This window comes from Microbacterium aurantiacum, from assembly GCF_002872075.1.
Taxonomy (GTDB): Bacteria; Actinomycetota; Actinomycetes; order Actinomycetales; family Microbacteriaceae; genus Microbacterium; species Microbacterium aurantiacum_A.
In genome coordinates this window covers 1-12,829 of sequence record NZ_PGGU01000010.1, presented here as the reverse complement: position 1 = coordinate 12,829, position 12,829 = coordinate 1, and the positions used below count along the sequence as shown (strand labels likewise).

Here is a 12,829-nt window from a genome sequence, read left to right as displayed (position 1 = left end):
CGCTGAGGTCGCACAGCAGAAGCGCCGGCTCTGACAGTGTCAGAGCCGGCGCTTCTGTGCTCAGGGCTCTCTCGATCAGCCTGCGCGGGGCGGCGTCACCGTGATCAGCGCTGCGGTGTCACCCTGCATCGACTTCTTCACGGTCACGACGGTGCCGTACCCGACGCCCGCGTCCGCCGGGTTCCCGGTGCCGAGCACCGTGAATCCGAGGTCGAGGCCGTACAGGTCGGTCGCCGGGGTGCCGTCCGGGTTCACCACGCGCGTGGAGTACGGCGCTCCGCTCACCGACGGCACGACCACCGACGCGTCACGCAGGCGGTTCAGCAGCTGGCCGTCGCGCACCTCGATGCCCGCGACCCAGCCCTGATCATCCGTGAACGTGCTCACCGGCGCCTGCGGGGCGAAGGTGGTGCACGCCTCGTTGCTGAGTGCGGCGTCGACGAGGCAGTCCTTGAACGACGAGGTCGGCACCAGGCCGAATGCGGCGTTCGACGACTGCGCTCGGGTCGACACGTTCTTCAGCAGTGTCGGGTCGAGTTCGGCCTCGGCGCCGGTGCGGCGCAGTGGGTCGAAGTGGCTGTCCACGAGCAGCAGGCCGCCCTTGGCTCCGTAGCTCGGCAGGTTGGTCAGGTTCGCGCTGACATGGTTCACGTCGCCGTACGCGGTGTCGCGGTACCAGATCAGTGCGCCGGGAGCGTTGTACGGCACCTTCTCGACCTTCCAGCCCTCGGCGGAGTACACGGTCGTGTATCCGTACTTCAGGCCTTCATCGAAACCGTCGAAGTTGCGCCATTCGACCAGGTAGTACTGCGCCTTGATCTGGGTGCCGCTGTCGCGGTGCCATCCGGCGCCCGTGGTGTCGGTCCAGCTCGCCACCGTCGCCGTCCAGCCGTTGTCGCCGGACTCGACGTCATCCGTCCACACCTCCGCGCCCGCGCTGGTGAGCGCGAAGTCGTCCGAGAACCATCCGCGCTCCTCGAACCCGGCATCCGTCGCCTCGCGGAGGCGGATCTGGATGTCCTGACCGGCGAACGCCGACAGGTCGACGTAGTCGTGACGCCAGCCTCCGGAGGACCCAGTGAGACCGTACTTCTTGTCGCCGTAGTCCTTCATGCGGCCGTTGGGGTCGGAGTACCCGTCATCGGTGGAGACCAATGCGCCGGACTCGTCGTAGACCTTCTGCTCGGCCCAGGTGCTGCCGCCGTCGGTCGAGACCTCGACGAAACCGTAGTCCCAGTCCTCCTCGATGATGTAGTCGTTCCACATCCAGAACCTGGCATCAGCCGGTACCGACTCGATCGTCCGGGTCAGGCGCACATCGGCCCAGCTCTGATCGGCGCCGGAGTACCACATCTCCGCGCCGCTGTGCGGCTGGGCGAGAACGATCTGCTTGTCCGGAAGGTTGATCTTGATGCCGTCCTTCGTGCCCTTCTTCGGGCGCGAAGTCTGACCCACCTTGATGGTGGTGGTGTCATCACCGGGGTTCACGACCTGAGGGTCGACCCAGCCGAGCACCCACTTGTCCCAGAGGCCCATGTGCGTCGGCATCGACTGGAAGATCGGTCCCGAGTGGGATCCCGAGCTCATCAGATCCCAGAAGTCGATGTCGGAGTTGCCGTTGTTCGACGTGTCGTACAGGTCGGGCAGGCCGAGGTCGTGGCCGTACTCGTGCGCGAACACACCGACGCCGGAGTCCTCAGGCTGCACGATGTAATTCGAGATCTGGTAGTCGGTGCCGGGGATGACTGCTCCGCCGGCCACTGCTGAGGAGTGCGCCCAGATCGCGTAGGTGCCTTCCTTTCCGCCGCCGCCCGACTTGTCCTCGCCGGCGTGCACCAGCACGACGTGGTCGATGACGCCGTCCGGTTCGTTGACGTCGCCGTCACCGTCGCGGTCGCCCTGATCCTCGATGTCGTAGTCGCCCCAGGGGAACTCGGGGTTCTCCGCTGCGACCGCTGCGACCGCGTCGATCGGCAGCTGGCCGGGGCCGAGCGGGTTGTCCGGGTGACCCTGCTGATCCTGCATCGGGCCGGCCTCGTACTCGCCCTCGTCGTTGAGGTGGCAGACGGTTGCGCCGTAGTAGCCCTCGGAGTGGGGCACCGAGACCCATGCCGTCGCCTCGCCGCTGAGCGAGTAGGCGCCGCGCGACATCTCCTCGTACATGTTCTTCATCGTGTAGCCGGAGATGTCGAAGCCGGGCTGCCCGTCGGGTCCCGTCAGGTCGGTGCGCACGCGCTCCGTGATGCCGTCGTCGGAGAAGAGCATCCTGTTGTAGTGTTCGGACGAGAAGTCCGGCACCCACATGCTGTTGTTGTCGGCCTGCGCGGCATCCGCCGGGTTCGGGATGTTGTTGTGCAGGGTGGGACCCTGTTCGCTGCCGGGCATGCAGGTCGTGGCGCCGAACTCGGTCGGCACATAGACGTCGGAGAAGTCATCCGTGCCGTCGAATTCGACGAGGATCGTGAGCAGCTTCGCCTGCTGAGTGGCGTCGGAGTGCTTCAGGGCTTTGGGGCTCTTGCCCGTCTTGATCGATTGGGCCTCGGTCTTCGCCAGCTGTCTGGCGGCCACCGGGTTCCCGTGCGCGTGCTTCTCGTCGTGCTTGTTGGCACGTTCGAGAGGGGAACCACCGAAGGGCCCCCTGGCGTTGCCGTTGGTGATCACCGAATCGTCGGATGAGTCGAAGGCTCCCTCCACCCTCGGCGCCACGTAGTTCATGTAGTACTCGTCTGCGCCGATGGCTGCCGGTGCCGGAGGGGCATCCGAATCCGGTGGGGCCGCAGTGGCCGAGCCGGAGCCGAGCGTCACGAACCCGGTGGCGGCCAGTGCCATCACCGTGCCCGTCGCAAAGGCACGTCGTCGTGCCTGAGCCGTCCATTGAGACATGTTTCTCCTTTTCGCGCGCATCGGGGCGAAAGGTCATCGCCACGGTGCGATCGGGTGAGCGCCGAGATCAGGCGCACGGATCAAGGTCTACCCTGCACCGCGCCGCAACGGAAGAGGTGGCGTGAGATTCGTGCTGCCGCCGTGGCGCAGAGCGGATTTACATGGATGTCCTAGTAAATAGCCGGATGCCGGAGTAACATCGCCATTGTGCCAACGAGGGCACGGAGGGATGTCACACAATGACTCGCACAATCGCACACTTCGTGGGCGGATCGCTTCTCACTCCCGACGGCGGGCGCTTCGCCGACGTCTTCGACCCGAGCACCGGAGCCGTGCAGGCGCGCGTGCCGCTCGCTTCCGCCGACGAGGTGCGCCAGGTCATCGACAACGCCGAAGCGGCGCAGCCGGAATGGGCGGCGACGAATCCTCAGAAGCGCGCCCGCGTGCTGTTGCGCTTCCTCGATCTCGTCCAGAAGGACATGACCGCGATCGCCAGGCTTCTCTCCAGCGAGCACGGGAAGACGCTCGACGATGCGAAGGGTGACATCCAGCGCGGTCTCGAGGTCATCGAGTTCGCCGCCGGTGCGCCCCATCTGCTCAAGGGCGAGTACTCCACGGGCGCAGGCGCGGGAATCGACGTCTACTCGATGCGGCAGCCGCTCGGTGTCGTCGCGGGCATCACCCCGTTCAACTTCCCGGCGATGATCCCGCTGTGGAAGGCGGGGCCCGCGATCGCCGCCGGCAACGCCTTCGTCCTGAAACCCAGCGAGCGCGACCCCTCGGTTCCGGTGCGAATCGCGGAGCTGTTCCTCGAGGCGGGGCTGCCCGCCGGAATCCTCAACGTCGTGCACGGCGACAAGGATGCCGTCGACGCGATCCTCACCGACCCGCGGATCCAGGCGGTCGGGTTCGTCGGCTCCACGCCGATCGCCGAGTACATCTACTCGACGGCTGCCGCGCACGGCAAGCGCGCCCAGTGCTTCGGCGGCGCGAAGAACCACATGATCGTGATGCCGGACGCCGACCTCGATCAGGTCGCCGATGCGCTCATCGGATCGGGATACGGCTCGGCCGGCGAACGGTGCATGGCGATCTCGGTCGCTGTGCCGGTGGGGGAGGACACGGCCGATTCCCTCGCCGCGAAGCTCACCGAGCGGGTCGCTCAGCTGCGCATCGGGCCCTCCCTCGCGGAAGGCGTGGACTACGGGCCGCTCGTGAACCGCGCCGCGGTCGAGCGCGTGGAGGGATACATCCAGAAGGGCGTCGACGAGGGCGCGACGCTCCTCGCCGACGGACGCGGGTTCAGTGTCGACGGTCATGAGGAGGGCTTCTACCTCGGACCGACCCTGTTCGACCACGTCACCACCGACATGACGATCTACCGCGAGGAGATCTTCGGGCCGGTGCTGGTGATCGCGCGTGCTGCCGACTACGAGGACGCACTGCGGATGGCGTCGGAGCACGAGTTCGGCAACGGCGTCGCGATCTTCACGCGTGACGGCGACGCCGCCCGCGACTTCGCCGCCCGGGTCAACGTCGGCATGGTCGGCGTCAACGTGCCGATCCCGGTGCCGATCGCCTACTACACCTTCGGCGGCTGGAAGAGATCCGGCTTCGGCGACCTCAATCAGCACGGGGCCGACGCGTTCCGCTTCTATACGAAGACCAAGACGGTGACCAGCCGCTGGCCGGCCGCGGGCATCCGCGACGGCGCCAGCTTCGTCATCCCGACCATGCACTGATCCCACGAGGACCCACGATGACCATCACCGCAACCACCACCACCGCCGAAGAACGCGAGGCGATCCTCGACGCCGTGCGCGAATACGCCGATGCCGAGCTCGCTCCCTTCGCCGACGAGCGCGACGAGAAGCACATCTTCCCCCGGGAGTCGCTGCGGCGAGGCGGGGAGCTGGGCCTCGGCGGCATCTACGTGCGCGAGGAGTTCGGCGGCACGGCCCTCAGCCGTTCCGACACCGTCGCGATCTTCGAAGAGCTCGCCAAGGCCGACCCGGCGGTCGCCGCCTACATCTCCATCCACAACATGGTCGTCTGGATGATCGACACCTATGGCGATGACGCACAGCGCGGAGAATGGCTGCCGGGGCTCACCGCGATGTCGGACTTCGGCGGCTACTGCCTCACCGAGCCGGGCGTGGGATCCGATGCCGCGAACATCGCCACCAGCGCGGTTCGCGAGGGCGACGAATACGTGCTCACCGGTGTGAAGCAGTTCATCTCCGGGGCCGGGGAGGCGGCCGTCTACGTGGTCATGGCGCGCACCGGCGAACCGGGGGCACGAGGCATCAGCGCCTTCCTCGTCGCCGGCGATGCCGAGGGGCTGAGCTTCGGATCGCTCGAGCGGAAGATGGGCTGGCACGCCCAGCCCACGAGGCAGGTCGTCTTCGACGGCATGCGGGTGCCGGCATCCGCCATGCTGGGCGATGAGGGCAAGGGTTTCGCGATCGCGATGTCCGCCCTCAACGGCGGTCGCCTGAACATCGCCGCCTGCTCGATCGGAGGAGCGCAGTGGGCACTGGATCGTGCCGTGCAGTACGTGCACGAGAGGGTGGCCTTCGGTGAGCCGCTTGCCGAGAAGCAGTCGATCCTGTTCGCCATCGCCGACATGCGCACCGAGCTGCAGGCCGCCCGCCTCATGGTCCGTGATGGGGCGCAGGCCGTCGATGAGCAGGCACCGGATGCGACGATGCGCTGCGCGATGGCCAAGCGCTTCGCCACGGATGCCGGCTTCGACGTCGCCAACAGGGCCCTTCAGCTCCACGGCGGCTACGGGTACCTTCAGGACTACGGGATCGAGAAGGTCGTCCGTGATCTGCGGGTGCATCAGATCCTGGAAGGGACGAACGAGATCATGCGCCTGATCGTCGGACGAGAGATGCTGCGCCCCGCGGGATCCGCCTCGATGCGGAGCTCGTCATGACCCGCATCGCGTTCCTGGGCCTCGGGCACATGGGACTGCCGATGGCGAAGAACCTGATCGCGGCCGGGCACGAGGTGCGTGGGTTCGACCTCATGGATGCTGCGGTGGAGGCCGCGCAGGCCGCGGGAATTCCGGTGGCCGAGTTCGGAATCGACGCGGTCTCCGGTGCCGAGGTCGTCATCACGATGTTCCCCGCCGGGAAGCACGTGATCCAGGCGTACCAGGACGGCCTGCTCGCGGCGGCCGAACCGGGCACTCTGTTCATCGAGTCGTCCACGATCGCCGTCGAGGAGGCCCGCACCGCGCACGCCCTGGCCGTCGAAGCCGGGCACCGCAGCATCGACGCCCCGGTCTCGGGCGGTGTCGTCGGCGCAGAGAACGGCACCCTGGCTTTCATGGTGGGCGGCTCCGACGATGACTTCGCGGCGGCGCTCCCGCTGCTCGAGGCGATGGGCAAGCGCATCGTGCACTGCGGCGGACCCGGGCTCGGCCAGGCCGCGAAGGTCTGCAACAACATGATCCTCGCCGTCTCGCAGATCGCCGTGGCCGAGGCCTTCGTGCTCGGCGAACGACTCGGACTCGAACATCAGGCACTGTTCGACGTGGTCTCCCAGGCATCCGGTCAATGCTGGTCGATGACGACCAACTGCCCCGTACCCGGGCCGGTGCCGACCAGCCCGGCGAATCGCGACTATCAGCCGGGATTCGCGGGTGCGCTGATGGCCAAGGATCTGGGATTGGCGCTGCAGGCGATCGAGCAGACCTCGACGGATGCGCAGATGGGGCGGCTCGCGCAGCAGCTGTACGCGGCGTACGCAGCCGGTGACGGCGGGGGCCGGGACTTCTCCGGCATCATCACTGACATCCGCGAAGGCCGCGTCTGACACGTTGCGTCGGCGACGTGCTCGCGCGGGCGGGAGCGGATGCTGTGCCCGCGCGCAATACTGAAACGACCACGACGGAGGGGCCTTCACGATGACCGAGTACGAGACGATCCTGGTCGAGCAGCGCGGACGAGTGGGCTGGATCACGCTCCATCGGCCCGAGGCGCTGAACGCGCTGAACAGCCGCATCGCGGAGGAGCTCACGACGGCCGCAACCGCCTTCGACGCCGACGACGGTGTCGGGGCGATCGTCGTGACCGGGTCCGAGAAGGCCTTCGCCGCGGGCGCAGACATCAAGGAGATGGAGTCGATGTCGGCATCCGAGATGCTGGAGACCGACCATTTCGGCGCCTGGCGCGACTTCGCCGCGGTGCGCACCCCGGTCATCGCCGCGGTCTCCGGTTTCGCCCTCGGCGGCGGCTGCGAACTGGCGATGATGTGCGACATCATCCTCGCGGCCGACACGGCGAAGTTCGGCCAGCCCGAGATCAACCTCGGCGTGATCCCCGGAATGGGCGGCACGCAGCGGCTGATCCGTGCGGTCGGCTACTACAAGGCGGCCGAACTGGTGCTCTCCGGCCGCTTCATGGGCGCCGAGGAGGCCGAGCGGGTGGGCCTCGTCTCGCGGGTCGTGCCCGCATCCGATCTCCTCGCCGAGGCGTCGAAGCTCGCCGAGACCATCGCATCCAAGTCGTTGCCGAGCGTGTACGCCGCCAAGGCTGCGCTGGATGCGGCCATGGAGACGACGCTCGCTGAGGGGCTCGCGCACGAGAAGCAGGCGTTCGCCGCGCTCTTCGACACCGCCGACCAGAAGGAAGGAATGGCGGCATTCCGCGACAAGCGCGAGCCGCGCTTCGAGAACCGGTGAGCCCGGACTGCCCGCACGAGGCGACATGGTTCGCATGAGACACCACGCCGTATGTGTTGCCTCGTGCGGTTGATGCGGGTTCGCGCGGTTGACGGGGATTCGCGACCGGACTCAGGCGCGCAGTTCGGCGAGGACCTTCTCGAGGCGGCGCTGGCGCGTCTCCTCCTGCTTGGCCTCCGCGACGGAGCGCGCGTGCTCCTTGCGCCTCGTATAGGAGAGCGCTTCGAAGGCAGCGCGCAGCGCCGGATCTTCGTCGAGGGCCGCGGCGAGGCCGGGTGGGATGTCGACCGTCCGCTCCGTCGCATCCACCGCGATGGTGACATCGATCTCCTGGCCGGTCTCGAGTCCGAGCTCGGTGCGCGCCGCCTTGCTGAAGCCGATCATGTTCTCGCCGCCCATCCGCCCCAGCCGAAGTCGTGCACTTCGCTCACCGACCGAGACGATGACGGGGAAGGCCTTGCCCGCCCCGAAGGACGCCACCTGCTCATCGGTGAGCAGGATGGCGGCAGCGGGACCGCGCGGCTCGAGGACGGTGTGCAGGTGCAGGTCGCTCATGCCGTCAGGGTACGCCGTCATCGCTCCAGCTCTGCGGCCAGCGCTCTATTGCGCTCATCGATGGTCCTCCGCATGTACTCGCGCATGAAGACCGCGTCGACGAGCCTGCCGATCGGACCGAACGGCGAACGGAACGTGACGGTGTCGCGCATCCGCGTGCCGTGCGGATGCTCCTCGAAGACGTGCTCGTGCAGGAAGGCGCCGAAGGGCCCGCTGATCTGCCGGTCGCAGAAGCGGTGCGGTGGATCGATGTCGAACACGACCGAGCGCAGCCGGAACGGGATGCCGAAGTGCTTCGCGCGCCAGGTCACCGTCGACCCCTCGCGGAAGACGCCGCCCTCCGGCGCTTCCACCATGGTCTCGTCGTACCGCGCCATGGAGCGCACGTGCAGTCCTGGATCGAGGGATGCGGCGAAGACATCCGCCGGGGGAGCGGCGATCACCCGCTCCAGGATGAACTGCGCCATCTCAGAGCGGGTCGGGCTGCGGGCGCGGGTCGGTGAAGTCCCCGGCATCCCTGCGCAGGCGGGCGACGATCCCGACCAGGGCCGCCGCGTCATCAGGACTGATGCCGGGTGCGGCGAACACCTCGGAGTTGAGCGCCGCCGTGGCACGCTCGACCAGTTCGCGACCCGGCTCGGTCAGGGCCAGCATCGCGGCGCGGCCATCGTGCGGGTGCGGCTCGCGGATGATGAGCCCGTCGCGCACCAGCCGCTCGGAGGTGCTCGTCACGGTGGTGGCATGCACCTGGAGGCGTGCGACCACGCTGGACAGCGGAAGGCGTCCTCGGCGGCTGAACGCCAGCAGCCGGAGCACCTCGTAGCGGGCGAAGCTGAGTTCGAAGGGCTTCAGCGTCGCGTCCACGCGGGCCAGCAGCAGCTGCTGCGCTCGCATCACCGAGATCACCACGGTCATGCCGTCCGCGGCATCCGTCCACCCGTGCGCGACCCACTGGCGCTTCGCCTCGGCGAGCGGATCAACGGGCAGCGGACGCGGTTGGGTCACGGCTCTACGGTAGGGCATCCGGGGCGGCGCAGCCGGTTCGACCGGGCCGAGCGGTACCCGTTCGCATGCCAGATCGGCTTTGACTCTCAGTGGCACGCAATGTGGCACTCGGTATCACGGACTAGAATCGACGCAGTCGTGAGGAGCAATCGATGAAGATCTTCGTCCTGGTCAAAGAGGTGCCGGACACCTATGGCGATCGCAAGCTGAATCTCGAGACGGGCATCGCCGATCGATCGGCCGGTGACGTGGTGCTGGACGAGATCACCGAGCGTGCCCTCGAGGTCGCGCTGAGCCATGCCGACAAGAATCCGGACACCGAGGTCGTCGCCGTCTCGATGGCGCCGGAGTCCTCGACGGCGTCGGTGCGGCGGGCCCTGGCGATCGGCGCCGCATCCGCCGTGCACATCGCCGACGAGCAGCTGGCGGGGGCCGACCTCGGACTCACCGCGGAGGTGCTGGCCGCGGCGATCCGCAGGGGCGGAGCCGACCTGGTCATCACCGGCAACCTGTCCACAGACGGATCAGGGGGCGTCATCCCGGCGATGCTCGCCGAGCATCTCGGCTTCGCGCAGGCCACCGCCCTGAGCGCCGTGGAGATCACCGCCGATGGCGTCACCGGCACACGGGCGGCGGATGCCGGCGCGCAGCCCGTCTCCGCACCCCTTCCCGCGGTCGTCTCCATCACCGAGGCCCTTCCGGACGCGCGCTTCCCGAACTTCAAGGGCATCATGGCCGCGAAGAAGAAGCCGCTCGAGGTGCTCTCGCTCGCCGATCTCGGCGTGTCGGCAGACCCCGCGGCAGCGCCTCGCAGCATCATGACCGCGATCGCCGAGAAGCCGCCGCGCGCGGCCGGCGTGAAGATCGCAGATGAAGGCGACGCCGGCACTCAGCTGGTGGAGTACCTCGTGCAGAACAGGCTGGTGTGACGATGAGCTACCCGGAGAACTCGATCCTCGTCCTGGTGGACGTCGATCCGGCTGGTGGAGCCGCGAGCAGCACCGCCGCCCTGATCGGTGCGGCGGCCGCCGTCGGCACGCCCGTGGCGCTCGTGGTCGGCGGCGCACAGGCCGCGGTCGACGCGGTGGCCGCGGCGGGAGCATCCGTCGTGCTCACCGCACCCGGTGACGACACCGCCCTCACGGTGCCCATCGTCGATGCGCTGCAGGCCGCGTACGAGCTGGTGCGGCCGGACGCGGTGCTGATCTCCAACTCGATCACCGGTCGCGATGTCGCCGGGCGGTTCGCCGTGCGCACGCGCTCGGCGCTGTCGGTGGATTCCATCGGCGTCTCCCGTGATGACGAGGGCATCGTCGCCCATCACTCGGTCTACGGCGGCGCGTATCTCGTGGACTCGGCACCGACCTACGGCACCCCGGTGATCACGGTGCGCCAGGGCGCGGTGGATGCCAGGGCGGAAGCCGTCACTGCGCCCGTCGTCGAGGAGCTCGAGGTCTCGGCGTCCGGTGCGGTCGCAGCCACGGCCGGCGCGGTCGAAGCCGTCGAGGTCGCGTCGTCGCGCCCCGAGCTGCGTGGCGCGACCCGTGTCGTCGCCGGAGGCCGCGGGCTGGCATCGAAGGAGAAGTTCGTGCTCGTCGAGGAGCTCGCCGACGCTCTCGGTGCGGCGATCGGCGCTTCCCGTGCGGCGGTCGATGCCGGGTATATCCCGCAGTCGCACCAGGTCGGGCAGACCGGCGTCTCGGTGTCGCCGCAGTTGTATGTCGCTCTCGGCATCTCCGGTGCGATCCAGCACCGTGCGGGTATGCAGACGTCGAAGACGATCGTCGCGATCAACAAGGACCCGGAGGCGCCGATCTTCGAAGTCGCCGACTTCGGCATCGTCGGCGATCTGTTCACGGTCGTCCCGCAGATCATCGCCGCGCTCGAGTCGCGGAAGAAGTAGCGGTCGCCATGGCAGAGCGGATGCTGCGGCGGGGCCTTCCTCGTGTGAGCGGTGGCGAGCCGTGGCCGCCTGCTGACGTGGTCGCCGACGTCGCGGAGGCCGCGGATGACACGGCGGTCTCCGGTGTGACGACGACGGATGCGGCGGCGGAAACCGCGGCGTCGGCGTCGGTCGTGGCTGGCGCCGCACCAGTCTCTGCGTCGCCGTCGGTGCCTGCGACCACGCCGGTCTCCACGTCGCCGTCCGCCTCCGCGTCGTCAGGCGCCGCAGCGGCACCCGATGCCACAGCCGCAGCCGGTGCGGATACCGCCTCTCGATCGGATGCCACATCGCCGGCGCCCGGCATCCGTCGTGGCCTGCCGCGTCTTCCGGGCGGCGAGCCCTGGCCGCCCGCCGGTGCTTTCGCCCTCGCTGCTGTTCGACCCCCGGTCGTTGAGCGAGCGGAGCGAGACGAAGCGCGTGACGGTTCCGGTGCCCCGGTCGGAGAGACGCGTGTCCCTCGCTCGACGACCAGTGGGGAAACCCCCCGCGCGACGGAGGTGCCCGCGACCAGCAGCGCGGATGCCACCGGCCTCCCCGTCCGGCGCGGCCTGCCGCGCACCGGCGGAGGCGAGCCGTGGCCGCCGGCCGACACGGTGCCCCTCGTCGCAGCCACCGTGAGCGCGATCGCCGCGGCCGAGGAGAGCCCAGAATCGCCGGTCGTGCTCGTCGAGGAGAGCGCCGCGCCGGAGAAGGCTGTCGCGCCAGTCGTCGCTTCGCGCGATCTCGCCCCGCTGCCGTTCACACGCACGGTATGGCACGGCAGTGCTCCGCAGCACATGCCCGTCGCCGCATCCGACCGCCGCCGCCCGACCTGGACGCAGGCCATCGCCGGCCTCTTCGGCGCCGCGGCTCTCGGCATCCTCGCCGCCGCCGCCGTCGCCTTCGTGCGGGCCCTGCTGAGCATGCCGTTCATGCAGGACTTCCTCGCGGCCTTCCCCGGCGAGTACCACCCCGCCATCGAGGTCGCCCCGGGTTTCGCGCCCTGGGTCGGCTGGCAGCACTTCTTCAACATGTTCCTGATCGTGCTGATCATCCGCTCGGGCCTGCGTGTGCGCAGCGAGAAGCGGCCGACGGTGTTCTGGACGCCGCGCGGCAGCGCCAACGGCAAGGGCAAGATCAGCCTCACGCTGTGGTTCCACCAGGCGCTCGACATCCTCTGGCTCGTGAACGGCGTGGTCTTCATCGTGCTGCTGTTCGTGACCGGGCACTGGGTGCGCATCGTGCCGACGAGCTGGGAGGTGCTGCCTAACGCGCTGTCCGCCGCGTTGCAGTACGTGTCCTTCGATTGGCCGACAGAGCACGGCTGGGTCAACTACAACAGCCTGCAGCAGCTCGCCTACTTCGCCACCGTGTTCATCGCGGCCCCGCTGGCCGCGGTCACCGGATTCCGGATGTCGGGGATGTGGCCGAAGAATGCGGAGCGCCTGTCGAGGGCCTACCCGGTCGAGTGGGCGCGCGCCGTGCACTTCCCGGTGATGCTCTACTTCGTGGTGTTCATCGTCGGGCACGTGGCGCTTGTGATGCTGACCGGGTTCCTCCGCAACCTCAACCACATGTTCGCCTCGAGCGACGCCGTCTCCTGGACCGGATTCTGGGTGTTCGTGGCGTCCCTCGGGGTCATCGCCATCGCGTGGGTGGCCGCGCGTCCTCTGGTGCTCGCTCCGATCGCGAAGGTCTTCGGCAGCGTCTCGGGGCGCTGAGCTCCCGCCGAAACCCCGTGTTATCGCCGAGACCCCCGGCTGCTGACG

The 12,829-nt window shown here is 68.6% G+C and carries 11 protein-coding genes; 7 read left to right on the top strand and 4 right to left on the bottom strand.

The genetic code is table 11. The features are described from left to right. Nucleotides 1–75 precede the first annotated feature (75 nt). The gene (locus CUR96_RS08820) at nucleotides 76–2,883 is read right to left on the bottom strand and encodes an immune inhibitor A domain-containing protein (RefSeq protein WP_245861153.1); all 2,808 of its coding nucleotides are present in this window, start codon (nucleotides 2,881–2,883) and stop codon (nucleotides 76–78) included. Between the two features lie 239 nt (nucleotides 2,884–3,122). On the opposite strand from CUR96_RS08820, the gene CUR96_RS08815 reads away from it, so the two are divergent. From CUR96_RS08815 to CUR96_RS08800, 4 genes are all read left to right on the top strand, one after another. Then, nucleotides 3,123–4,625: a CoA-acylating methylmalonate-semialdehyde dehydrogenase gene (locus CUR96_RS08815; protein WP_102192943.1), complete on the top strand. Its 1,503-nt coding sequence runs from the start codon at nucleotides 3,123–3,125 to the stop codon at nucleotides 4,623–4,625. 17 nt (nucleotides 4,626–4,642) lie between these two features. Continuing rightward, nucleotides 4,643–5,824: an acyl-CoA dehydrogenase family protein gene (locus tag CUR96_RS08810; protein ID WP_102192942.1), complete on the top strand. Its 1,182-nt coding sequence runs from the start codon at nucleotides 4,643–4,645 to the stop codon at nucleotides 5,822–5,824. Continuing rightward, on the top strand, nucleotides 5,821–6,708 hold the full coding sequence (mmsB, locus tag CUR96_RS08805) for a 3-hydroxyisobutyrate dehydrogenase (RefSeq protein WP_102192941.1): 888 nt from the start codon (nucleotides 5,821–5,823) through the stop codon (nucleotides 6,706–6,708). The genes CUR96_RS08810 and mmsB overlap by 4 nt, the downstream gene beginning before the upstream one ends. Before the next feature lie 91 nt (nucleotides 6,709–6,799). Then, entirely contained in the window at nucleotides 6,800–7,576 is a 777-nt protein-coding gene (locus tag CUR96_RS08800; RefSeq protein ID WP_102192940.1) for an enoyl-CoA hydratase-related protein, read from the top strand. 111 nt (nucleotides 7,577–7,687) lie between these two features. On the opposite strand, the gene CUR96_RS08795 is transcribed toward CUR96_RS08800, so the two are convergent. Genes CUR96_RS08795 through CUR96_RS08785 form a run of 3 tightly spaced genes read right to left on the bottom strand, consistent with a single transcriptional unit; the run spans nucleotide 7,688 to nucleotide 9,136 of the window. Continuing rightward, nucleotides 7,688–8,131: a YdeI/OmpD-associated family protein gene (locus CUR96_RS08795; RefSeq protein WP_102192945.1), complete on the bottom strand. Its 444-nt coding sequence runs from the start codon at nucleotides 8,129–8,131 to the stop codon at nucleotides 7,688–7,690. 17 nt (nucleotides 8,132–8,148) lie between these two features. Next, nucleotides 8,149–8,598, bottom strand: coding sequence for an SRPBCC family protein (locus CUR96_RS08790; RefSeq protein WP_102192939.1), 450 nt, complete (start codon nucleotides 8,596–8,598; stop codon nucleotides 8,149–8,151). A 1-nt stretch (nucleotide 8,599) separates the two neighbouring features. After that, nucleotides 8,600–9,136: a MarR family winged helix-turn-helix transcriptional regulator gene (locus tag CUR96_RS08785; RefSeq protein WP_102192938.1), complete on the bottom strand. Its 537-nt coding sequence runs from the start codon at nucleotides 9,134–9,136 to the stop codon at nucleotides 8,600–8,602. A 152-nt stretch (nucleotides 9,137–9,288) separates the two neighbouring features. Here CUR96_RS08785 and CUR96_RS08780 point away from each other — a divergent pair, with 152 nt between their 5' ends. From CUR96_RS08780 to CUR96_RS08770, 3 genes are read left to right on the top strand one after another with little or no spacing between them, the layout of a single operon-like run. Then, on the top strand, nucleotides 9,289–10,065 hold the full coding sequence (locus CUR96_RS08780; RefSeq protein ID WP_102192937.1) for an electron transfer flavoprotein subunit beta/FixA family protein: 777 nt from the start codon (nucleotides 9,289–9,291) through the stop codon (nucleotides 10,063–10,065). Between the two features lie 2 nt (nucleotides 10,066–10,067). Further along, complete coding sequence (locus CUR96_RS08775; protein WP_102192936.1) at nucleotides 10,068–11,039, top strand: electron transfer flavoprotein subunit alpha/FixB family protein; 972 nt, start codon at nucleotides 10,068–10,070, stop codon at nucleotides 11,037–11,039. 8 nt (nucleotides 11,040–11,047) lie between these two features. Continuing rightward, nucleotides 11,048–12,781, top strand: coding sequence for a cytochrome b/b6 domain-containing protein (locus CUR96_RS08770; RefSeq protein ID WP_102192935.1), 1,734 nt, complete (start codon nucleotides 11,048–11,050; stop codon nucleotides 12,779–12,781). Nucleotides 12,782–12,829: the final 48 nt, after the last annotated feature.

Bases quoted from the DNA above. Each gene is read 5' to 3' on its own strand.
- CUR96_RS08820 (WP_245861153.1), bottom strand. From the start codon at position 2,883: ATGTCTCAATGGACGGCTCAGGCACGACGACGTGCCTTTGCGACGGGC.
- CUR96_RS08815 (WP_102192943.1), top strand. From the start codon at position 3,123: ATGACTCGCACAATCGCACACTTCGTGGGCGGATCGCTTCTCACTCCC.
- CUR96_RS08810 (WP_102192942.1), top strand. From the start codon at position 4,643: ATGACCATCACCGCAACCACCACCACCGCCGAAGAACGCGAGGCGATC.
- mmsB (WP_102192941.1), top strand. From the start codon at position 5,821: ATGACCCGCATCGCGTTCCTGGGCCTCGGGCACATGGGACTGCCGATG.
- CUR96_RS08800 (WP_102192940.1), top strand. From the start codon at position 6,800: ATGACCGAGTACGAGACGATCCTGGTCGAGCAGCGCGGACGAGTGGGC.
- CUR96_RS08795 (WP_102192945.1), bottom strand. From the start codon at position 8,131: ATGAGCGACCTGCACCTGCACACCGTCCTCGAGCCGCGCGGTCCCGCT.
- CUR96_RS08790 (WP_102192939.1), bottom strand. From the start codon at position 8,598: ATGGCGCAGTTCATCCTGGAGCGGGTGATCGCCGCTCCCCCGGCGGAT.
- CUR96_RS08780 (WP_102192937.1), top strand. From the start codon at position 9,289: ATGAAGATCTTCGTCCTGGTCAAAGAGGTGCCGGACACCTATGGCGAT.
- CUR96_RS08775 (WP_102192936.1), top strand. From the start codon at position 10,068: ATGAGCTACCCGGAGAACTCGATCCTCGTCCTGGTGGACGTCGATCCG.
- CUR96_RS08770 (WP_102192935.1), top strand. From the start codon at position 11,048: ATGGCAGAGCGGATGCTGCGGCGGGGCCTTCCTCGTGTGAGCGGTGGC.